Source organism: Nocardia sp. 149-1B (assembly GCF_057747975.1).
The window spans coordinates 3728616-3749599 of the sequence record NZ_CM173233.1 but is presented as its reverse complement, the minus strand read 5'-3'; the positions used below and the strand labels follow the sequence as shown (position 1 = coordinate 3749599).

Below are 20984 nucleotides of genomic sequence, written 5' to 3'. Positions count from 1 at the left end.
GACGCCTGGTCGATCAGCTGAGCGTGACCGTCTTGGTGGCGTTCCCGTCGGCCGTCGTGATCTTCACGCTGACCTGGCCGGCCCCGAGGTTCCGGCCGGCGCCGGTGGTCGGGACCACGACCCACCGCGGGGTGGGCGAGGCGGACAGCGACTTCGTCGCCTTCGCGACCACGTCGCCGCCCTTGCTCACCCGGATCGAGAGCGAGCAGGCCGACGGGCAGGTCAGCCGGATGCGGACCGCCGTGGTCTTGCCCTGCTGGTTGAACGTCCGATCACCGCTGCCGCCCAGCAGCATCCCGTCCGGGGTCACCGAACCCCCGACGATCGCGATGTCGGCCGTCGACGAGCTGTCGCTCGGGTCCTCGGTCGCGTGGACGGTCGCGGTGTTCCGCACGTGGTAGTACTGCGCCTCGTCCGGAGTCCGGTCACCGACACAGGTGACTTGGATGTCGGCGTTGGACGCGTGGTCCCAGTCGTCGTTGTAGAACCGGAACATGTAGTTGTCGCCGCGCTGCTCCTTGCCCAGCGACAGCAGCCCCGCGCTGCTGCCCCGGTAGCCGCCGGTGATCGCCTTCGACTCCGGTGCGCACTGCTGGACACCCTCGTCACGGGTCTCGGGCGCCACGGAGATCGTGTCGCTGCGAGTGGACGTCGTCAGGCTCGCGGTGTGGCCGTTGCCGGAGCTGGTGGTCGGGGCCAAGCACGAGACGTCGAACGTCGCCACCGTGTCCGCGTCGTGGTCGACGACCCAGGTCCAGGCATTCCCGACGGCGTACGACGCGCGGATCACGGCGACCCCGTCGCCACTCACGGTCGACGACGGTGCGATCGGGGTGTACCCGGCCGCGCAGGTGCTCGTCACCGTCTCGCCGGCCGCCGGCGAGGCGGCGGGAGAGAGCGATCCGGCTCCGGTGGACCCGGTGACGACGATCGCGTGGGTGTGGCCGTTGGTCGAACCGACCGTGCCGCCGAGGCACGTCACCTTCACCTTGCCCTGGGCCCGCTGCTCGCCGAGGTTGGTCGCGGTGACGGTCCATCCCCGGGTGGCAGCGGCCGGTGTCGGTGCGCTGTTCGAGGTCACGATGTCGGAGTAGTAGCCGCCCTGGTCGACGCTGTCGATCAGCAGGCCACCGTCGGTGGGCACGTAGCCGGCGGGGCACATCGCGGTGTAGGTCCGCGGCTGGCCGTTGGCGGGCAGGTCCGCGAAGACCTCCTGCTTCTGCACGTCCACGACGTGACCGATGTCGGGCTGCAGCCCTGCGCTGGTGACGGTGCTGCTGACCTTGGCCTTGAAGGAGACGTCCGAGCTCGTGCCCGTCGGCAGGCTGCCGCCCGTGCAGCTCAGGGTCCTCCCCGTCACGCTGCACCAGTCGGGTCGATCCAGGGATCCCGCGACGTAGGTGAGGTCGGCGGGGAGCACATCGGTGACGGTGATGCCCGTGGCCGGGCCGCCACTGTTGGCGATCGTGATCCGGTACTCGACCGTCGAGCCCGGCGCCGCCTGGATCGCCGGCGAGTAGTGCCGCGCGAAGTCGTAGTGGTTGCCGCCGTACGTCATCTCCGAGATCACGCCGCTGTTGACGCCGGAGGCCCCGGAGCCGAGCGAGAACCCGACGGCGTAGACCGTGGCGCTCGGGCCGAGGGCGGCGACCCAGGCCGGCAGGGTGCCGTACCACGGGTAGCCGTTGACCAGGCCGTCACAGGGCGGGGTGTGGCCGTGGCACGAGGGGGCCAGCAGCTTGGCGTCCGCCGAGCTCGAGCTGGAGAGCCACCAGTTGCTGCCGTTGTCGCTGGGGACGTTGACCAGGATGTTCCAGTCGCCGACGCCGTTGCCGAGAACGCCGTCGGTGTCGAAGACGATCTGCATGCCGGGCATGAAGATGCCCTCGCTCTGGGTCCAGCTCATCGATGCCGAGCTCGGGATCGGTCCCGACTGAGGCCAGTACTGCGCGGCCTTGTCCGCCGGCCCGGTGGTCCGGACGGTGAGCCCCGTGGCGCCGAACGTCGCACTCGCGCCGTTGCGGACGTCGCTCAGCTCGGAGTCGAAGGTGACGGGCGGGTCGGCGCTCGCCACGGTCTTGGTGATCGACACGTCTGCGGGGGCGGCCGCCTGGGCCGCGTCGATGGCGAGGAGGGGGAGCACCAGCGTGGTCACGCTGACCACCGCGGCTAGTCCCCCGATTCGCAGCTTGCTGTGCATGCTTCGCACGCTCGTTCCCTTCCCCTCGAGGAACGTGCCCGATCACGCACCGCGCCTGTTGCCGACTGTTCGAACCTTAGGGACTGGGAACGCCCAAATCGGCCGTCGTTCAAAAACATCGCAACAGGCGATCCACAGAGCGGTAACGGCGACCGGTTCACGCTCAACGGGACGGTAACGACTAGTCCACAGGATCAGACCGATGGTAAAGACCGATGGTCAAGACCGTTGGTCAAGACCAGCGCGGATCACTCGTCCTGGTCGCCCTCGACGGCGGCGTCCAGACGGGCGCGGGCGCCGTCGAGCCAGTCCTGGCAGATCGTCGCGAGCCGCTCCCCGCGCTCCCAGAGCGCCAGCGACTCCTCGAGGGTGGTGCCGCCCGTCTCCAGGGCCCGGACCACCTCGATCAGCTCCTCGCGCGCGGCCTCGTAGGTCGGGGTCTCCTCGGTGGCGGCAGGGGACTTCTTCTTCTCAGCCATCGTGCTCCTCGCTCTGCCCTTCGAGGGGCTCGGTGTGGGTGGTGGTCGCGTGGATCCGGCCGTCGGCGACCCGCACGCTGATCGGCTGTCCGGCGCTGACGCCGGCGACCGAGGTGAGCACGTGCCCGTCGCCGTCCTGGAGCACGGCGTAGCCGCGCTGCAGGGTGGCCAGGGGGGACAGCGCCCGGGCGCGGGCTCGCTGGTGACCGATGTCGTCGGCGGCTCGGTCCAGGGCGTGCCCCAGGGAGCGGCGGGCCCGGTCGCGGAGCTGGTCGACCTCGTCGTGCCGGGCATCGACCAGGCTGCGGGGGTCGGCGAGCGCAGGACGCGAGCGCAGCGCGTCGAGGCCGGCCTGCTCGCGGGCCAGCCAGCCGGCCAGCGCGCCGCGAGCACGCTCGCGGGCTCGGCGTACGTTGCGCTGCTCCTCCGCGACGTCGGGGACCACGAGCTTGGCCGCGTCGGTGGGGGTGGACGCGCGGACGTCGGCGACCAGGTCGAGCAGTGGTGAGTCGGGCTCGTGGCCGATCGCGGAGACCAGCGGCGTGCGGATGCGGTGGACGGCGCGGATCAGGGCCTCGTCGGAGAACGGCAGCAGGTCCTCGACCGAGCCGCCGCCGCGGGCGACCACGATCACCTCGACCGCGGCGTTGCGGTCGAGGCGCTCGACCGCCTCGATCACCTCGCTGGCGGACCGGGGCCCCTGCATCGCGGCGTACGCGACCTCGAACGTGACCGCCGGCCAGCGGCGGCGGGCGTTCTCGAGCACATCGCGCTCGGCGGCCGAGTTGGGAGCCGTCACCAGGCCGACGGTGCCGGGCAGGAAGGGCAGCGGCCGCTTGAGCTCGGCGGCGAACAGCCCCTCGGCGGCGAGCAGCTGGCGGCGCCGCTCGAGCCGGGCGAGCAGCTCGCCGAGGCCGACCATCCTGATCTCGCGGGCGTAGAGGGACAGTGTGCCGCGGTTGGCGTAGTAGGAAGGCTTGGCGTGCAGCACCACGCTCGCGCCCTCGACCAGCGGCGGGTTGAGGCCGTCGAACAGCGTGCGCGAGCAGGTGACGGGCACCGAGATGTCGGCGACGGCGTCGCGCAGCGTGAGGAACACGGTGTTCATGCCGGGGCGGCGGCTCACCTGGGCGACCTGCCCCTCGACCCACACCGCGCCGAGCCGGTCGACCCAGCCGGCGATCGCGTTGGCGATCTGCCGCACCGGGGCCGGCGACTCGAGCGAGGTCTCCAGGGCCATGCCCGCGAGATTAGGGGATCGCACCCCCACACCTAGACTGGCGGGCATGAGCACCGAGATCGGCATGCCGCCCGTGCTGTCGCCGCAGGAGGCGGAGAAGGCCGTCCTGCTGGCGGCGCCGCGCGGCTACTGCGCCGGCGTCGACCGTGCGGTGATCACCGTCGAGAAGGCGCTGGACCTCTACGGCGCGCCCGTCTACGTGCGCAAGCAGATCGTGCACAACAAGCACGTGGTCGCCGACCTCGAGTCGCGTGGGGCGATCTTCGTCGAGGAGCTCTCCGAGGTGCCCGAGGGCCAGACCGTGGTGTTCTCCGCCCATGGCGTGTCCCCGGAGGTGCACCGGCAGGCCGAGGAGCGGTCGCTGAAGACCATCGACGCGACCTGCCCGCTCGTCACCAAGGTCCACCACGAGGCCAAGCGCTTCGCTGGCGAGGACTACGACATCCTGCTGATCGGTCACGCCGGCCACGAAGAGGTCGAGGGCACCGCGGGCGAGGCCCCGGAGCACATCCAGCTGGTGCAGGGCCCCGCCGACGTCGCCGGCATCACGGTCCGCGACCCGAAGCGCGTCGCGTGGCTCTCCCAGACCACGCTGTCGGTCGACGAGACGCTCGAGACCGTGGCCGCCATCCGTGAACGCTTCCCGGACCTGCTCGACCCGCCCAGCGACGACATCTGCTACGCCACCCAGAACCGGCAGCTGGCGGTCAAGGAGATCGCCCAGGGCTCCGACCTGGTGATCGTGGTCGGCTCGGGCAACTCCTCCAACTCGGTGCGGCTGGTCGAGGTGGCACTCGAGGCCGGCGCGCGGGCGTCGTACCGCGTCGACGACGCCGCCGAGATCGACGAGGCCTGGCTCGAGGGTGTCCGCACGGTCAGCGTGACCTCGGGGGCGAGCGTCCCGGAGGAGCTGGTGAAGGGCGTCCTGACGTTCCTGGCCGAGCGGGGCTACCCCGACGCCAAGGCCGTGCACAGCGCCGAGGAGTCGCTGATCTTCGCGCTGCCCCCGGAGCTGCGGCGCGACCTCAAGGCCGCGGGACGGAGCTGAGACGATGGCCCGCTACGTCGACGTCCACCCCGACAACCCCCAGCCGCGGCTGCTCGGCCAGATCGCCGACGCGCTGCGCGAGGACCAGCTGATCGCCTACCCGACCGACTCCGGCTATGCGCTGGGGTGCCGGCTCGGCAACCGCGACGGCCGCGACCGCATCCTGCGCATCCGCGGTCTCGACGAGAAGCACCACTTCACGCTGATGTGCAAGGACTTCTCCCAGCTGGGGCACTTCGTCCAGGTCGACAACGCGGCGTTCCGGGCGATCAAGGCGGCGACCCCCGGTCCCTACACGTTCATCCTGCCGGCCACCCAGGAGGTGCCGCGCCGGTTGATGCACCCCAAGAAGCGCACGGTCGGCGTGCGGATCCCCGACCACGTGTTCGACCAGGCCCTGCTCGAGACCCTCGGCGAGGCGCTGCTGACCAGCACCCTGATCCTCCCCGGCGAGACCGAGCCGCGCAGCATGGGCTGGGAGATCAAGGAGGAGCTCGACCACGAGGTCGACCTGGTCGTCGAGGCCGGGGAGACGCTGGCCGAGCCGACCACGGTCATCGACTGGTCGGAGGGCTACCCCGAGGTGGTGCGCGTCGGCGCCGGCGACCCCGACCGCTTCGAGGCGGCCAACACCCGCTGACGTACGGCGAGGATCGCCCCGCACAGCAGGTAGCCCGTGACCAGCGCACCCGCGTGGTGGGCGAGCCCCGTGACCACCGCCTGCACGACACCGTCGCCCGGGTCGGCGATCGTGTCGGGCCGGGTGGCGCCCAGCAGCGCGAACACCACGACCATCAGCATCGGCGGCAGCACGCCGACCGTGAAGAAGTCGGCCGGCCGCACGGCCAGCGCGGTGGCGATGCAGAGCAGCACGAAGCAGACGTCGAACAGCAGGCCCACGTGGCCGACGAGCGACTGGTCGAGGACGACCGCCGTGAGGGCGAGCGCCAGCCCGAGCGCGACGACCTGCCGGCCGGGCTCGTGACCCTCCTCCCAGAGGGTGCGGCGCTGGCTCACCGTGGGGCTCGCCTCTCGGTTCACAGGGCCACGGTATGGTCCGGCCCCGGGTCGTCGTCGGCGGCGCGCCGTTCCACGGACCGCAGGCCTGTGGGTGGTAGAGACCGGGCCGTGGACTCGACCTGGCGGGGTGTGGGGAGTCCCTCGTCGGTGACGGAGAGGTCCGCGAAGCGGCGGGCGCTGACCAGCACCCGGGACTCCAGGGAGCCCACGGACTGGTTGTAGTGGCCAACCGCGGCGTTCAGGGAGCGGCCGAGCTGGTCGAGGTGGCCGGTCATGCCGAGCAGCCGGCCGTGGAGCTCGCGCCCCAGCCGGTGGATCTCGCGCGCCTGGTCGGCCAGCGCCTCGTGGGTCCAGCCGTGGGCGACCGTGCGCAGCAGCGCGATCAGCGTGGTGGGGGTGGCGAGGACGACCTGGCGCGCGGCCGCGTACTCGATCAGGCCGGCGTCGGTCTCGAGGGCGGCGGCGAGGAACGACTCGGCCGGGACGAACAGCACCACGAACTCGGGGCTCTCCTCCAGGGAGCGCCAGTACTGCTTGGACCCGAGGACGTCGATGTGGGTGCGCAGCTGGACGACGTGGCGGCGCAGGTGGTCGCGGCGTGCGTCCTCGTCGTCGGTGGAGGTCGCGTCGAGGTAGGCGTCCAGCGGCACCTTCGCGTCGACCACCACCTGCCGCCCGCCGACCAGGTGCACGACGAGGTCGGGGCGGCGCGCGCCGTCGTCGAGCCGCACCTGCTCGGTGAAGTCGCACCGGTCCACCAGCCCGGCGAGCTCGACGGCGCGGCGCAGGTGCAGCTCGCCCCACCGGCCGCGCACCTGGGGCTTGCGCAGCGCGGTCGACAGCGACTGGGTCTCGCGGCGCAGGCCCTCGGCGCTCAACCGCATGTCGAGCACCTGCTGGTTGAGCTGGCCCTGCCAGGTGGCGCGCTGGTGGTCGAGGTCGCGCATCTGGTCGCTGAGCCGGTCGAGGCCCTGCATCACCTCGGCCTGGTCGACCATGCCCTCGGCGAACGTCGTGCGCGAACGCGCCCACAAGACACCGACCAGGCACCCGAGGGCGAGCCCGACGAGCAGGGTGAGGAAGAGCGCGATGGTCTCCATGGCCCCAGCATGGCGGGGCCCACCGACAGCCCGGCCGTGGCGCGTCGCGAGGGCTGTCGGATTCGGCTGCTCAGGCCAGGTCGACGACCACGGGGGCGTGGTCGGAGGCGCCGGTGCCGGCCCGCTCCTCGCGGTCGATGAACGCGCCGGTCACGCGGGCAGCCAGGGACGCCGACCCGAGCACGAAGTCGATGCGCATGCCGCGGTTGCGCTCGTAGCGCTGCCGGTAGTAGTCCCAGTAGGTGTAGACCTCCGGGCCCGGCGCGTGCGGACGGACCACGTCGACGTACCCGTCGTCGAGGAAGGCCTGGAAGGCCGCGCGCTCGGGCGGGGTGACGTGGGTCGACCGCGCGAACTGCGCCATGTCGAACACGTCCTCGTCTGCCGGGGCGATGTTCCAGTCACCCACGAGCGCGACGTCCTGGTCGCGCCAGCCGAGCGCGGCCTCGCGCAGCCGGGCCAGCCAGTCGAGCTTGTAGACGTAGTGCGGGTCGTCGGGCTTGCGGCCGTTGGGGACGTAGAGCGACCAGACGCGTACGCCGCCGCAGGTCGCGCCGATCGCGCGCGACTCGACGTCGGCGGACTCACCCCAGCCCGGCTGGCCGGGGAACCCGGTCTCGACGTCCTCGAGCCCGACCCGGCTGATCACGGCCACGCCGTTCCACTGGTTCACGCCCGCCACCGCGACCTCGTAGCCGCGGGCCTCGATGCCCATCAGCGGCAGCTGGTCGGCGCGGGCCTTGGTCTCCTGGAGCGCGAGCACGTCGATCTCGTGCCGGTCCAAGAAGGCCTCGACCCGGTCGATCCGCGAGCGCAGGGAGTTGACGTTCCAGGTGGCGATCCGCACGACGCACACCCTAATCCGGCGGCATGTCCGGGCCGCCAGACCTATCCTCGACACCATGGCGCCGACCCTGACCGAGATCCGGCGCTATCTCGTCAAGTCGTGCGCCGGACACCCGGTGGCGTCGGCGGTCGTCGAGCCCTGGGGGCTCGCCGGCGACCGCCGATGGATGGTCGTCGACGACGACGGTGTGCCGATCACGGCCCGCGACGTGAACCGGATGGTGCTGGTCCACGCCGAGCCGACGGCGACCGGACTGCGGCTGGAAGCTCCCGACCTGCCGACCCTCGAGGTCGCGGTGCCGAACCCGGCGCTGCAGGTCCCCGTCGAGGTCTGGGGCTCCGAGCTCACCGCGGCGAGCGCCGGGGCGGAGGCCGACGCGTGGTTCGGCAAGGTGGTCGGCCAGCCCGCGCGGCTGGTCCATCTCGACGACCCGCGGCGACGCACGACCGACCCGAGGTTCAGCGAGCCCGGCGACCGGGTCTCGTTCGCGGACGGGTTCCCGTTGTTGCTGGCGACCGAGGACTCGCTGGCCGCGCTGAACGACGAGATCCTGATGGCTTCGTACGCCGAGCGCGAGCCGCTCCCGATCAGCCGCTTCCGCCCGAGTGTCGTGGTCGCGGGCTTCGAGCCGTGGGCGGAGGACGACTGGCGGCGGGTCCGGATCGGTGACGCGGTCTTCCGGGCGGTCAAGGGTTGCGACCGGTGCGTGATGACCACGATCGACCCGGACACCGGTCTGCGCGAGAAGGAGCCGGTCGCGACGCTGGCGCGGATCCGGCGCTGGGACGGCAAGACCTGGTTCGGCGTGAACCTGGTCCCGGACAACCCCGGGGTGATGATCCGGGTGGGCGACGACGTCGAGGTGCTCGAGGCGGTGTCGCCCGGAGACGGCCCGGTGCGCTGACCGGAGGCGCGTCCTCTGCTTGGATGCGGCGCATGGAGCACCCATGAGACGCACCGTGCAGTGGCTGCTCGTCGGCGCGATCGCGCTCGACGTGGCCTACTGGTCGATCTGGTTCGCCGACCGTGACGCGCTCGCGAGCGAGCACACGCAGGCCTACTACGACTTCGAGAACGCCTTCCCGCTCGCGGACCTCTGGCTCGGGATCGCGTGCGCGCTGGCGCTGGTCACGCTGACCCGTCGTACGCCGGCGGCGCTGTTCTGGCTGATCGCCGCGGGAGCCTCGGGGATGTACCTGTTCGGCATGGACCTGCTCTACGACCTCGAGCACGACATCTTCGCCTCAGGTGGGGGAGGAGTGATCGAGGCCGGCATCGTCACGGTGACGCTGGTCTTCTCGCTGATCGTGCTGCGGTTCGCGTGGTCCCGGCGGGCCGAGCTGCTCGCCGGCGATGCGGGGAGCACCTCGCCCGCGCCGTAGACTCGCCGCCCGTGGCACTCACCATCGGCATCGTCGGACTGCCCAACGCCGGCAAGTCCACCCTCTTCAACGCCCTGACCAAGAACAACGTGCTCGCGGCGAACTACCCGTTCGCGACGATCGAGCCGAACGTCGGTGTGGTGGGGGTCCCCGACGAGCGGCTCGCGAAGCTGGCCGAGGTGTTCGGCTCGGCCAAGCTCCTGCCCGCGACCGTCGAGTTCGTCGACATCGCGGGCATCGTCCGCGGTGCGTCCGAGGGCGAGGGGCTGGGCAACAAGTTCCTCTCCCACATCCGGGAGTCGGCTGCGATCTGCCAGGTGACGCGCGTGTTCCGCGACGAGGACGTCACGCACGTGGACGGTGAGGTCAACCCGGCCAGCGACATCTCCACGATCCAGACCGAGCTGATCCTCGCCGACCTGCAGACGGTCGAGAAGGCGATCCCGCGCCTGGAGAAGGAGGCGCGCACCAAGAAGGAGCTGGCCGCCAACCTCGAGGCCGCCAAGGAGGCGCTCGCCCACCTCGAGGCCGGTACGCCGATCATCGCCACGTCGGTCGACCGCACGCTGATCCGCGAGCTGTCGCTGCTGACGGCCAAGCCGTTCATCTACGTGTTCAACTGCGACGCCGACGAGCTGGGCGACGACACCCTGAAGAACCGGATGCGCGAGATCGTCGCGCCGTCCGAGGCGATCTTCCTCGACGCGAAGTTCGAGGCCGAGCTGGTCGAGCTCGGCGACGACGACGAGGCCCGCGAGATGCTCCACGAGATGGGCGTCGAGGAGCCCGGTCTGGAGGTGCTGGCCCGGGTCGGCTTCGACACCCTCGGCCTGCAGACCTACCTCACCGCCGGCCCCAAGGAGACCCGCGCCTGGACGATCCCCCAGGGTGCGACCGCCCCCGAGGCTGCCGGCGTGATCCACACCGACTTCCAGCGCGGCTTCATCAAGGCCGAGATCGTCTCCTTCGACGACCTGATGGAGGCCGGCTCCATGCTCAAGGCCAAGGAGGCCGGCCGGGTCCGCATGGAGGGCAAGGACTACGTCATGCAGGACGGCGACGTCGTCGAGTTCCGCTTCAACGTCTGAGCCGCTGCGGCGAAGCCGCAGCGACGCGAAGAGGTTGAGGGAGCCCCGCAGCCGAGCCTGCGAGGCGGCGACGGGCGGCTCGAAACCTGAGACACGAGGTCACCGGACACGATCGGCCGGGCGGCGATCGGTGGCCTGAGATCGAGCTGCACGCTCAGAACGTGGTGCGGTCCTCACCTCGACGCCGGGTCACCCAGACCGCGGCGCCGACCAGCAGCCCGCCGGTGACGATCAGCGTCAAGGCGGCGGAGAGCCGCCCGGGGAACCACTCGACCATCGCGCGCGGAGCCGTCCACAACAGCAGGACGGCACCCACGCCGAGCCAGGCCAGGTCGCGCTCGACGAGCGCAAGGACCACGAGCCCGAGGGCCGTCGCGACGCCGAGAACGATCCCGATGTCGGTGCCGCCTGATCCGATGGTGACCGTGCCGAAGCCGGCGGCGACCGCCCCGGTCGCCACCCCGACCTCGCGGGGTTCGAGCAGGCCGCCCCAGGCCATGGCCGCCCACGCGACACCGACGACCCACACGGCGAGCCCCGGGCTGGAGTCGGAGTCCGTGATGCGGAGCCCTGCGGCCGCCGCCCAGAGCATCACGGGCACGAGCAGCGCGAGCTGCTGGAGCCAGGTACGCCGCAGCCGCCACAGCACCGCGGCCAGCACGGCGGTCGGCGGCGCGAGGATGAGCAGCGCGTCCTCGTCGGTCTGGTCGAGCAGGTCGACGGACAGCACGGTGAAGAACGCTCCGGTCGCGGCGACCCCGAGAGCCCACAGGACGGAGCGGAGCCGGCCCGCAGCTGGACCGAGCCGGTCGGGCACGGCAGCACCGGCGACGACGAGCGCGATGGCGGCGGCAGCGACGAGCACCATGCGCAGCCCGATCGGGAGGTCCGGCCAGTACAGGCCGACCAGCAGCCCCGTGCCCACCAGCATGATCACGCCGCCGAGGTAGCCGAGCGCCTCGACCACGAGCGAGGGCCCGGGCTCTTCCACGCGCAGCGGGCGCTGGATGCCCGGGGAGCTCTGCCGACCTGCGGACCGCGCCTCATGAGCCGCGATGGCCTGACCCTGCTCACGCGTGATCAGGCCGGCCCGGACCCAGGCGTCGATGCGCCGGGTCAGCGCGGCGGGAGCGGTCGGCTGACGTGGCGAGGCGGGGGCGATGCGGTGGACGGCCGTGGCTCGCATGGCAACCTCCTGGGATGCCGCGGACGGGCGGGACCCGCCCGCACCTCCATGCTGCGCGCCGGTGCGCGCGCACGGCAGGGCCCAAAGGTGGTCCGAGACGGGACCTAGTGGTCCCCCGGATTGGGCTGCCCGGTCGTGGGCCTCACGACCGGCTAGGAGGCGTTCTCAGGCACACGACCCGTCGCCGGGCCGGCGAGCGTGACCACGGGTCCGGCGTCCGGGCGCCACCCGGGCGGCCCGAACACGTAGCCGAGCTTGTCGCGCAGCGTCGGGGCCCGGCGTACGTCGCGGGCGATCGCGGCGTACTCATGGGTCTGCAGCCGGACGAGGTGGTGGGTGCCGACCGGGGTGGTCAGGCCGTACGTCGGGCGGTGCAGCTCGGGCTGGAACGAGCCGAAGAGCCGGTCCCAGACGATCAGGATCCCGCCGTAGTTGCGGTCGAGGTACTCCGGGTCGCTGCCGTGGTGGACCCGGTGGTGCGAGGGCGTGTTGAGCAGCAGCTCGACCGGCCGCCACAGCTTGTCGACCCGCTCGGTGTGCACGAAGAACTGGTAGACGAGGCTGACCGAGAAGCCGAGGAACACCAGCGCCGGCGGCACCCCGAGCAGGGGGAGCGGCAGCCAGAAGAGGATCTCCGCGGAGTTGTTCCACTTCTGCCGCAGCGCCGTGGCGAAGTTGAAGTACTCGCTCGAGTGGTGCGCCTGGTGGGTGGCCCACACCAGCCGCACCCGGTGGGCGACCCGGTGTGCCCAGTAGAACAGGAAGTCGACCCCGAGGATCGCGATCGCCCAGGTCCACCAGGCGTCGACGGGCAGGTGCCAGGGAGCGACCCAGGCGAACAGGGCGGCGTAGAGCACCAGCGCCCCGGCCTTCCACAGGCTCATCGTGAGGATCGAGACCACGCCCATCGACAAGCTGGCGACGGCGTCGCGGCGGTCGTAGCCACCGGGCAGCGGCAGCGCCCGGCCGTCCGGGGCGCGCCGGTCGGCGTCGGGGCGCTCGTCCTCGAGCAGGTATGCCGCAAGCCCCTCCAGCCCGACGAACAACAAGAAGAACGGCGCCGCGAGGGCCACCGGGTCGTGCAGCGCGTCCGGGATCGACTGCCAGAGGTTCGCGACTGCCTGCATGCGGGCAGACGATAGTGGAGCGCCCGGGCCTACGCGATGCTTCTGAGCGCGTCGATCAGGGGCCGCGGGTCGGGGGCCTCACCCGTCGCCTGGAGGATCACCGTGTCCGCGCCGGCCGCGCCGAGTGCGCCGAGCCGGCCGGGCAGCCCGGGGAGGTCGTGCGGACCGACCTCGACGTAGACGGCCAGGTGGGCGTCCCGCACCAGGGCGCGCGCCCGGCGTACGGCGTCGGTGTCGGCGGACGAGTCGAGCAGCAGTCCGTCGGCGACCTCGCCGGCCAGCGCGATCGTGCGGGGGCCGTGACCGCCCAGGAGCAGGCGGGGCGGGATCGGTGGCGGCCAGTCGAGGGCCACCCGGTCGAGCTGGACGTAGCGGCCCGAGACGTCCACGGTCTCGCCGGCCAGCAGGGACCGGACCGCCGTGGTGTGCTCGCGCAGGAGCGTCAGCGGCGACTCGACGGACGCCCCGACCTGGGCCATCCACTCCTGCACGCCGTGGCCGAGGGTGACGGCCAGCCGGCCGGGGAACATCCGGGCGAGCGTCGCGATCTCCATGGCGGCCAGCGCCGGGTTGCGCAGGGGCACCGGCAGCAGCCCGACGCCCACGACGAGCCGCTCGGACCAGGCGAGCGCGGCGGCCGCGGTGGTCAGCCCACCCTCGAGGAAGCAGTCCTCCCACAACCACAGCTCGGCAAGCCCGCCCGCCTCGGCGTGCTCGACCACCGCGCGCAGGTCCTCGGGTGGCGACTGGGGACGGAAGACGACGCCGGTGCCGGGGCCGGTCGTGGGGCCGTTCGTGGGGGCCATGGCGCCAGCCTGCCACGGCCCGTGGACGTCAGTGCTTCGGGGACCGCCGGGAGCGGATGGTCTGCACCGCCTGCTTGATCCGGCGCTGGTTGGCGGGCTTGCGCGACTCGTCGTAGAGCCTCTTGGCGATGCCGATGGCGGCGGCGGTGCGGAACAGCTTCATGTCGGGTGCGGTACCCGCCGCGCCGACACCGATGCCTGTCAGACGCTGGCGACCCAGCGGCCCAGGACGGTCTCGAGCGACCCGGGGTTGACCGGCTTGGAGAGGTAGTCGTCCATGCCTGCTTCCAGGCACCGATCGCGGTCCTCGGTGCTGGCGCTCGCGGTCATCGCGATGATCGGCGTGTGGTGCACGTCGCCTTCGAGGCGGCGGATCTCCCCGGTCGCCTCGAACCCGTCCATGCCCGGCATCTGCAGGTCCATGAGCACGGCGTCGAAGCGCCGGCGGCCCATCGCCGCCAGCGCGGCGAGCCCGTCGCCGGCGACCTCGGCGGTGTAGCCGAGGTGCTCGAGGATGCCGACCGCGACGAGCTGGTTGATCTCGCCGTCCTCGACCACGAGGATCCGGCCGCGCCCGACAGGGGTCGCGGGTACCCGCAGCTCCACCGGCTCGCGGTGGGTGCCGACGATCTCCAGCAGCGTGGAGTGGAGGCGGGAGAGCTGGACCGGCTTGGTCATGCTCGCCGCGATACCCACCGAGCGGGCCTCGGTCTGGCTGACGTCGCCGCCGGAGGTGAGCAGCGCCATGCCGATGCCGTCGAGCTCGGGCTCGCTCGAGATGCGGTGGGCCAGCTCGAGGCCGTCCATCTCAGGCATGCACAGGTCGAGCACCGCGAGGTCGAAGGGCCGCCCGGTCCGTACGGCGCCGGCGAGCGCCGCCAGGGCCTGCACACCGCTCTCGGCGAGCTCGACCTTCATGCCCCAGGCGCTGAGCTGGTCATGGAGGATCGTGCGGTTGGTCTGGTTGTCGTCGACCACGAGCACGCGCATCCCGGCGAGGTCGTCACCGCCGCGCGGCGCGCTGGCCGAAGCCGTCTCCGCGAGCCCGAGCGGGAGCGTGAACCAGAACGTGCTGCCCAGCCCGGGCCGGCTGTCGACGCCGATCTGCCCGCCCATCGCGGTCACCAGGTGCTCGCTGATCGCCAGGCCCAGACCGGTCCCGCCGTAGCGACGGGTCGTGGAGGAGTCGCCCTGGGCGAAAGGCTCGAAGAGACGGGCGCGGTCCTCGTCGGCGATGCCGATCCCGGTGTCGCTGACCTCGAACCGCACCAGCAGGCCCGTGTCGGTGCTCGCGTCGAGGCTCGCGCGCACGAGCACCTCGCCGCGGCTGGTGAACTTGACGGCGTTGCCGGCGAGGTTGAGCAGCACCTGGCGCAGTCGGGACGGGTCGCCGCGCAGGCCGGTGGGGAGCTCGGGGGAGCAGTAGGCGAGGAGCTCCAGGCCCTTCTCCTGCGCCGGCTCCGAGGTCAGCTCGGCGACCTCCTCGATGATCTGGACCAGGTCGAAGTCGATGGTCTCCAGGTCCAGGCGGCCGGCCTCGACCTTGGAGAAGTCCAAGATGTCGTTGATGATCGACATCAGCGCGTTGCCGGCGTTGTGGACGCCCTCGGCGTACTGGCGCTGGCGCTCGTCGAGCTCGGTCGAGAGCAGCAGCCCGGTCAGCCCGATGACGCCGTTCATGGGCGTGCGGATCTCGTGGCTCATGGTGGCGAGGAACGTCGACTTGGCGCGCGAGGCCTCGAGTGCCAGGTCCCGGGCAGCGGCGAGCTCCAGCCGGGTCTTGTACTCCGAGGTCAGCAGGCGCTCGGTGCGCCAGAAGGCGACGAGCGCCATCGCGAAGACGCCGACGGCGATCGCCAGTGACCGCTCGCGGCCCGTGTGCTCGGTGACGAGCAGGAGGGTGGGCGGGACGAGCATCGGCCCGATGGCGATGCCGAGCTTGACGAGGGGGCGCTGGTCGCGCACCGCCTGGTCGGGGACCGGGTCGATCACGACAACCCGGCGGAACGTCCAGGTGGCCATCAGTACCGCGCCGAGCATCCAGCCGGAGTCGAGGATCGCGGAGAGGGTGCCGGTGGCGGAGGTCGCCAGGTAGCCGGTGTCGGAGATCAACCAGCACAGGGCGCCCAACGGGAGCCCCGGGCCGATGACCTTGCGGGTCCTGCGCTGGGACCCCGCCCGCAGGACGAGCGCGAGCAGCACCGCGTCGAAGACGGGGTAGGTGGCCCACACGACCCGGGTCAGCGCCGACACGTCGTCTCGCGCCATGATCGTGTGGATCGACATGCTCCAGAACACGAGCAGGCTGACCACGACGATCGTCAGGGAGTCGATGACCGAGTCGAGGTCGGTGCGGAACCTGCCGTCGCTGCGCCGCAGCATGGTCATCGACACCGCTGCGCCGATGCCGACGTAGCTGAGCAGGTAGGGGATGTCGGCCACCGAGACGTCCGGTTGGTGTCCGGTCCAGACGTAGATGACCCAGATCAGGTCGCCGAGCGCCGATGCGGTGAGGCCGCTGGCGAGCAGTGCGGGGACGAGCCGGTGCTCGCGCGGGGTCAGCGCGGTCCCGGTCCAGGCGGCGAGGGAGCCGAGCCAGACGCCGAGGAGGTACGTCGTGTCACCCACGGTGCCGGTCGGCCGGATCAGGTGGAGAATCACGAGTACAGCCGTCAGCCCCCACAGGCTGACGGCAGGCCGAACCGGTCGGATGCCTCGCAACGTTCCCCCTTTCCAAGATCGTAACGGGTGGATGGGTCTCAGGTCCTGGGTTCAAGGGACCCTCGCGACCGGGACGAACGACCTAGACTCCCGCCACCATGAGGAACTCCACGAGGGTCCGTCCCGGTATCCGGGCACTCGACCGGCTGATGAAGGCGAATCCCGGGTTCTCGGTGGCCCGGATGTCGGCCGAGCAGCTCGAGAAGGCGCAGTCGGCGACGATCCCGGACGGCGGCCCGGCGAGCCTCGTGCTCGGCCGGCTCCAGCCGGGCGTCGACGTACGCACGACGTCGTTCCCGGCGCGTCACGGCGAGCTACCGGTGCGGGTCTACACCCCGCAGAGCTTCTCGCGACGACCGCGACCGGTCGTGCTCAACTTCCACGGCGGCGGGTTCGTGCTCGGCAGCGCCCGGCAGTGCGACTGGACCTGCAGCATCGTGGCGAAGGAGCTCGATGCGGTCGTCGTGTCCGTGGACTACCGGCTGGCGCCGACCCACCGGTTCCCCGCGGGCGTGGAGGACTGCCACGACGCCCTGCTGTGGACCGTGGCCCACGCGGCCGACCTGGGCGGCGATCCCGAGCGCCTCGGCGTGATGGGCGACAGCGCCGGCGGCAACCTCGCGACCGTGGTCGCGATCCTGGCCCGTGACGCGGGTGGCCCGCGGATCGGGCACCAGGCGCTGATCTACCCCGCCACCGACTTCACCGACCGGGTCGAGAGCGACGCGTCGTACGTCGCGAACGTCCGCGGGATCGTGCTGTCCAACGAGGACATGGAGGTGTTTGCCGGCCACTACGTCACCGACGACGTCGACCTCAGCGACCCGCGGCTCTCCCCGGCCCTCGCCGACCTGCGCGGGCTGCCTCCCGCGGTGGTCGTCGTGGCGGGCCTCGACCCGCTGCACGACAGCGGGGTGCGCTACGCCCAGGCGCTCGCGGACGCCGGCGTGCCGGTGCGGGTGGAGGACTTCCACCTGATGCCGCACGGGTTCCTCAGCTTCCCGTACCTCTGCCGGTCGGCGCGGCCTGCGATGACCGCGATCGTCGCCTCCCAGCGCGCCGCGCTCGCCTGAGGATCAGCCCGCGGCCTCGACCAGCTTGCGGCGCAGGGCGAGGGTCGCCCGGCTGTGCAGCTGGCTGACCCGCGACTCGGTCACACCCAGCACCTGCCCGATCTCGGCCAGCGTGAGCCGCTCCCAGTAGTACAGCGCGACCACGACCTGGTCGCGCTCGGGCAGCTCGCGCACCGCTGCCAGGAATCCCGGCGGGATGTCGTCGTCGGCGCCGGGCAGGTCGGCCGTCGCCCGCGGTGCCTCGTCGTCCTCGAGCACGGTCTCGAAGCTCACGACGCTGGTGTGGGCCGTCTGGCCGTAGATCTTGCGCAGCTCCGCGACGGTGATCCCGAGCTCGGCGGCCACCTCGGCGTCGTTGGGCGCGCGGCCCAGGGACCGTTCGAGTGCGGCCTGGGCGGCGTCGATCTCGCGGATCTTCTCGCGCACCGACCTCGGCACCCAGTCGGTGGCGCGGAGCCCGTCGACCATCGCCCCGCGGATCCGGGACACGGCGTAGGTCTGGAACTGCAGGCCGCGCTCGGGCTCGAACTTCTCCAGCGCGTCCATCAGCCCGATCACCCCGTCGGAGACCAGATCGGCCTGCTCGACCGCCGGCGGGAGGCCGGACCGCACGCGGCCGGCCACGAACTTCACCAGGGGTGAGTAGTGCACGATCAGGCGGTCGCGGGCCTCGCGGTCGCCGTGCTGCTTGAACCGGTCCCAGAGCACATCGACGGGGTTGTCGGTCAACACGCTCACCTCCCGTGGTCGTGGGCCCAGGCTAGTGGTCACCACCCTTGGTTCGTCCCGGATGAACCAACGGCGGCAACCACGAGTGGCAGTTCCCCGTCCGTCCCGGGACATGCTCGCGTCGTGTCAGGCAGGCTCGCCGGCGTACTCGAAGTGCCACGGCTCGGGCCGGCTCCCGCCGGCCGCCGCCCAACCGGGATGGACCCAGCCGTACGACGGAGCGTGCCTCACCATCCAGTCGAACTCCTCGGAGTCGAAGCGCTCGATCCCGCCGCACAGGTCGACGGCCAGACCGAGCCCGTGCACGGAGGTTCCCGGAGCGGCGGCGAGGCCGGGCTTGGTGCTGAACGTCTTCTCCTGGCCCGCGCGCGACCGGTAGGAGTCGGTGATGCACAGCGGGCTGCCGAGGCCCTCGGCGTACGCCGCGGAGAGGAGCCGGAACGCCACCGCGGCGTCGCAGCGCAGCCGCTGTGCGCCTTCCGGCGTCGCGGGGCACAGGGCGGTCGCCGGCATCTCCCCGTTGGGATAGGTGATCCGCGGCCGCTCGGGGACGTCGAGCACGAGCGCCGGGTCGTAGGCCTCGCCGTCCAGTCGGATCTCGAGGTGCAGGTGTGGCCCGCTGGCGTTGCCGCGGGCGCCGACGAGGCCGACTGCGGCGCCCCGCTGCACGACCTGGCCGGTGACCACGTCGACCCGGGAGAGGTGGGCGTACCAGCTCTCGACGCCGCCGCCGTGGTCGATCCGCACCAGGGTCCCGGCCCAGGCGGGGTGCTCCACGGTGACGGTGCCGGAGCCCACGGCGACGACCGGCGTCCCGGTCGGCGCCGCGAAGTCCAGGCCGGTGTGCATGCCGGTCGACCAGCGCGGTCCGGCACTGCCGAAGCCGGCGGTGAGGTGGTAGGCACCCGGCGCGACCGGCAGGCCGAGGACCGCGCCTGACGCGGCGGTCACGTCGGTCGTGGCCGCGCCGCAGACGCCGCCGGACGGGGGTGGGGCGTGGTGCCCGCCGCTCGCCACTCCGGCGCGGCGGACCCCGAGCACCGGGCCGGTCAGCGGCCGCACGGCCGCGATGCCGGTCACAGGATCGGCGACGACGACCTGGTCGCGACCGACGTACACGCCGGTGGCGCCGAGGCCGTCGCGACGGCCGCCGAGCACGATCACGTCACCGATCTGCACCGAGGACGCCGGGACCGGACGCAGCCGGTCCCACTGGCCGGCGGCGTCCGCAGGCAACGGCTCGACCGACGCGGAGGCACCCCAGGCGTTGGCGACCAGGCCGCCGCAGGCGTAGGTCACCGGGTCGACCGCGCCGGGCACCTGGAGCAGTCCGACTCGGTGGAACGCGTCGGAGACCGCCCGGACGGCCTCGGCCGAGACGACGATGAGCGTGCGCGAGCCCGGCGGGTCGAGGACCGCGACGCCGGGTGAGTCCTGGTTGCGCGCGTCGCGCAGCGGCTCGAGCGGTGCGGCCGGCCCCGCGGCCAGGTCGGCGAGCGAGGGTGGCACGACGGCGTTGGCGGCGAGCGTGCGCAGGTAGTGCTGCCAGGCGCGCAGCGCCCGCTGGTTGCGACGGTCCTGGGCGGGGTCGGTGACGGCGTACGCCGGCTGGAACCGGGCCCGCCGGATCGCGGCGTCGGCCACCTGGCTCGCCGTCCACGCGGCCTCGACCCGCGCCTGCCGGCGCTCGGCCTGCTCCCAGGCGAGCCGGGCGTCCTCGGTCTCGGCGATCCGGTCGGACAGAGCGTCGTCGACGATCGTGACGAGGTTGCGCGCGAACGCCGCGTCGTCGGCCGCCTCGGCGGCGCGGTCGAGGTCGGAGGGCCCTGGGTCGAGCAGGTCACCGACCGCGTGGAAGAACCCGCCGCCCTCGTCCTCCACCAGGGCGCGGAGGCGGGCTGCCTCGGCCTCCGCGTCTGCGGCGGAGGCGGCCAGCCGGTCGCGCTGCTCGCTGAGGGCAGCCACGTCCGCGCGCGCCTGCTCGTACGCCGCGCGGGCATCGTCGACCGACGGTGCGGAGGTGCTGGACGGGGACGTGGACCCGGTGGCGGTCGCAGGACTCACCAGGAGCGGGACCGCCAGGACCGACGCGACGCACCCGGCGGCGAGGTGCAGCAGGAGTCGCGTGGTCATCGGGATCACTCGTCGAGGAAGGCGATCTCCTGCAGCAGCGCCAGCGAGTGGCGCTCCTCGGGATCGGGCAGGTCGGGCAGCGGAAGTGCCGGCACCGGCAGTGCCGCCAGCGGCGGCGGGGTGGGTGCCGGGGGAGCCACAGGTGTGACGGTCGCCGGGGGAGCGGCCGGGATCGGGGCGAGCGCGGGGGCCGGGACGGCGAAGACCGTGCGCACCACCGCGGCCATCTCGCGCAGCAGCGCGACCGCCTCGTCGTGGTCGACGGTCGGCGCCGGCTCACCGGTCACGATCTCCATGGATGTCCTTGGCTGATGAGGGGCTGATGACGGAGGGGTGAGCCGCCCTGTTGAGCGGCTCCACCCCTCGCGGCGTGTGTCAGCAGCCAGCTCCCGCGGTGGGCTGAAGGCCTCCGCCGTTCTCCAGGTACTTCCACTGCTTGGCGACTGCGTTGGCCGAACCACCCGCGTTGAAGCCGGAGATGCAGAAGTCGCCACCGGTGGTGGTGCCAGAGACCGCGAAGGTGGTGCCTGAATCCTTCTTCCATCCCGCCGCCAAGAGGCTTGCCTCGGAGAAGGCGACAGAGGTGGTCGGGTTGTCGGTGGTGATCGTCGCCGCCACTGTCGCGGCATTCTTGAGGTCCGACTTGATACTGGCGTCGACCCCCTTCTGACGCTGGTTGAGGAAGATCGGGATGGCGATCGCGGCCAGGATGCCGATGATCACGATGACGACGAGGAGCTCGATCAGGGTGAAGCCCTGGTCCTTCTCCTTCAGGGACTTCTGCATCCGAGCAAGCATGGAGCTT

21 protein-coding genes are annotated in these 20984 nt (G+C 72.1%); 6 read left to right on the top strand and 15 right to left on the bottom strand.

Features of this window, described 5'->3' with window-relative positions:
- Positions 1-13 precede the first annotated feature (13 nt).
- From AC3ANS_RS17950 to xseA, 3 genes are all read right to left on the bottom strand, one after another.
- Positions 14-2200, bottom strand: coding sequence for a hypothetical protein (locus AC3ANS_RS17950; RefSeq protein WP_488292938.1), 2187 nt, complete (start codon positions 2198-2200; stop codon positions 14-16).
- A gap of 248 nt (positions 2201-2448) precedes the next feature.
- Positions 2449-2679 (bottom strand): exodeoxyribonuclease VII small subunit, encoded by a 231-nt coding sequence (locus tag AC3ANS_RS17945; RefSeq protein WP_488292937.1) that lies wholly within the window; start codon positions 2677-2679, stop codon positions 2449-2451.
- Complete coding sequence (gene xseA, locus AC3ANS_RS17940) at positions 2672-3919, bottom strand: exodeoxyribonuclease VII large subunit (RefSeq protein WP_488292936.1); 1248 nt, start codon at positions 3917-3919, stop codon at positions 2672-2674. Before xseA ends, AC3ANS_RS17945 begins: the two co-directional genes overlap by 8 nt.
- A gap of 46 nt (positions 3920-3965) precedes the next feature.
- Between xseA and AC3ANS_RS17935 the strand changes: the two genes are divergently transcribed.
- Together AC3ANS_RS17935 and AC3ANS_RS17930 are read left to right on the top strand one after the other, a co-directional pair.
- Positions 3966-4967 (top strand): 4-hydroxy-3-methylbut-2-enyl diphosphate reductase, encoded by a 1002-nt coding sequence (locus tag AC3ANS_RS17935; protein WP_488292935.1) that lies wholly within the window; start codon positions 3966-3968, stop codon positions 4965-4967.
- 4 nt (positions 4968-4971) lie between these two features.
- Positions 4972-5607, top strand: a complete 636-nt coding sequence (locus tag AC3ANS_RS17930) for an L-threonylcarbamoyladenylate synthase (RefSeq protein ID WP_488292934.1) — start codon at positions 4972-4974, stop codon at positions 5605-5607.
- Here AC3ANS_RS17930 and AC3ANS_RS17925 read toward each other — a convergent pair.
- The 3 genes from AC3ANS_RS17925 to AC3ANS_RS17915 all read right to left on the bottom strand — a co-directional run bounded on the left by AC3ANS_RS17925 (position 5541) and on the right by AC3ANS_RS17915 (position 7934).
- Complete coding sequence (locus AC3ANS_RS17925; RefSeq protein ID WP_488292933.1) at positions 5541-6008, bottom strand: DUF6542 domain-containing protein; 468 nt, start codon at positions 6006-6008, stop codon at positions 5541-5543. The two genes, AC3ANS_RS17930 and AC3ANS_RS17925, sit on opposite strands and share 67 nt — an antisense overlap.
- Positions 6005-7087 (bottom strand): DNA recombination protein RmuC, encoded by a 1083-nt coding sequence (locus AC3ANS_RS17920; RefSeq protein WP_488292932.1) that lies wholly within the window; start codon positions 7085-7087, stop codon positions 6005-6007. Before AC3ANS_RS17920 ends, AC3ANS_RS17925 begins: the two co-directional genes overlap by 4 nt.
- 70 nt (positions 7088-7157) lie before the next feature.
- On the bottom strand, positions 7158-7934 hold the full coding sequence (locus tag AC3ANS_RS17915) for an exodeoxyribonuclease III (RefSeq protein ID WP_488292931.1): 777 nt from the start codon (positions 7932-7934) through the stop codon (positions 7158-7160).
- 55 nt (positions 7935-7989) lie between these two features.
- On the opposite strand from AC3ANS_RS17915, the gene AC3ANS_RS17910 reads away from it, so the two are divergent.
- From AC3ANS_RS17910 to ychF, 3 genes are read left to right on the top strand one after another with little or no spacing between them, the layout of a single operon-like run.
- Positions 7990-8838 carry an MOSC domain-containing protein gene (locus tag AC3ANS_RS17910; protein ID WP_488292930.1) on the top strand — a complete coding sequence of 283 codons (849 nt, stop codon included), beginning with the start codon at positions 7990-7992 and terminating at the stop codon, positions 8836-8838.
- Positions 8839-8881: 43 nt separating this feature from the next.
- Positions 8882-9316, top strand: a complete 435-nt coding sequence (locus AC3ANS_RS17905) for a hypothetical protein (protein WP_488292929.1) — start codon at positions 8882-8884, stop codon at positions 9314-9316.
- An 11-nt stretch (positions 9317-9327) separates the two neighbouring features.
- A complete protein-coding gene (gene ychF, locus AC3ANS_RS17900) occupies positions 9328-10404 on the top strand; it encodes a redox-regulated ATPase YchF (protein WP_488292928.1) in 1077 nt (358 codons plus the stop codon).
- Between the two features lie 154 nt (positions 10405-10558).
- Here the strand turns inward: ychF and AC3ANS_RS17895 are convergent, their stop codons facing one another.
- From AC3ANS_RS17895 to AC3ANS_RS17875, 5 genes are all read right to left on the bottom strand, one after another.
- Entirely contained in the window at positions 10559-11590 is a 1032-nt protein-coding gene (locus tag AC3ANS_RS17895) for a DUF2157 domain-containing protein (protein ID WP_488292927.1), read from the bottom strand.
- Positions 11591-11742: 152 nt separating this feature from the next.
- On the bottom strand, positions 11743-12717 hold the full coding sequence (locus AC3ANS_RS17890; RefSeq protein ID WP_488292926.1) for a sterol desaturase family protein: 975 nt from the start codon (positions 12715-12717) through the stop codon (positions 11743-11745).
- A gap of 29 nt (positions 12718-12746) precedes the next feature.
- On the bottom strand, positions 12747-13523 hold the full coding sequence (locus AC3ANS_RS17885) for an LLM class flavin-dependent oxidoreductase (protein ID WP_488292925.1): 777 nt from the start codon (positions 13521-13523) through the stop codon (positions 12747-12749).
- Between the two features lie 28 nt (positions 13524-13551).
- Entirely contained in the window at positions 13552-13686 is a 135-nt protein-coding gene (locus AC3ANS_RS17880) for a hypothetical protein (RefSeq protein ID WP_488292924.1), read from the bottom strand.
- Positions 13687-13724: 38 nt separating this feature from the next.
- A complete protein-coding gene (locus AC3ANS_RS17875) occupies positions 13725-16184 on the bottom strand; it encodes a hybrid sensor histidine kinase/response regulator (RefSeq protein WP_488292923.1) in 2460 nt (819 codons plus the stop codon).
- 158 nt (positions 16185-16342) lie between these two features.
- Between AC3ANS_RS17875 and AC3ANS_RS17870 the strand changes: the two genes are divergently transcribed.
- The gene (locus tag AC3ANS_RS17870; protein ID WP_488292922.1) at positions 16343-17317 is read left to right on the top strand and encodes an alpha/beta hydrolase; all 975 of its coding nucleotides are present in this window, start codon (positions 16343-16345) and stop codon (positions 17315-17317) included.
- Positions 17318-17320: 3 nt separating this feature from the next.
- On the opposite strand, the gene AC3ANS_RS17865 is transcribed toward AC3ANS_RS17870, so the two are convergent.
- The 4 genes from AC3ANS_RS17865 to AC3ANS_RS17850 all read right to left on the bottom strand — a co-directional run bounded on the left by AC3ANS_RS17865 (position 17321) and on the right by AC3ANS_RS17850 (position 20965).
- The gene (locus AC3ANS_RS17865) at positions 17321-18046 is read right to left on the bottom strand and encodes a FliA/WhiG family RNA polymerase sigma factor (RefSeq protein WP_488292921.1); all 726 of its coding nucleotides are present in this window, start codon (positions 18044-18046) and stop codon (positions 17321-17323) included.
- Between the two features lie 126 nt (positions 18047-18172).
- On the bottom strand, positions 18173-20179 hold the full coding sequence (locus AC3ANS_RS17860) for a peptidoglycan DD-metalloendopeptidase family protein (protein ID WP_488292920.1): 2007 nt from the start codon (positions 20177-20179) through the stop codon (positions 18173-18175).
- Between the two features lie 5 nt (positions 20180-20184).
- The gene (locus AC3ANS_RS17855; RefSeq protein WP_488292919.1) at positions 20185-20475 is read right to left on the bottom strand and encodes a hypothetical protein; all 291 of its coding nucleotides are present in this window, start codon (positions 20473-20475) and stop codon (positions 20185-20187) included.
- Between the two features lie 79 nt (positions 20476-20554).
- Positions 20555-20965 (bottom strand): prepilin-type N-terminal cleavage/methylation domain-containing protein, encoded by a 411-nt coding sequence (locus tag AC3ANS_RS17850; RefSeq protein ID WP_488292918.1) that lies wholly within the window; start codon positions 20963-20965, stop codon positions 20555-20557.
- Between the last annotated feature and the right edge of the window lie 19 nt (positions 20966-20984).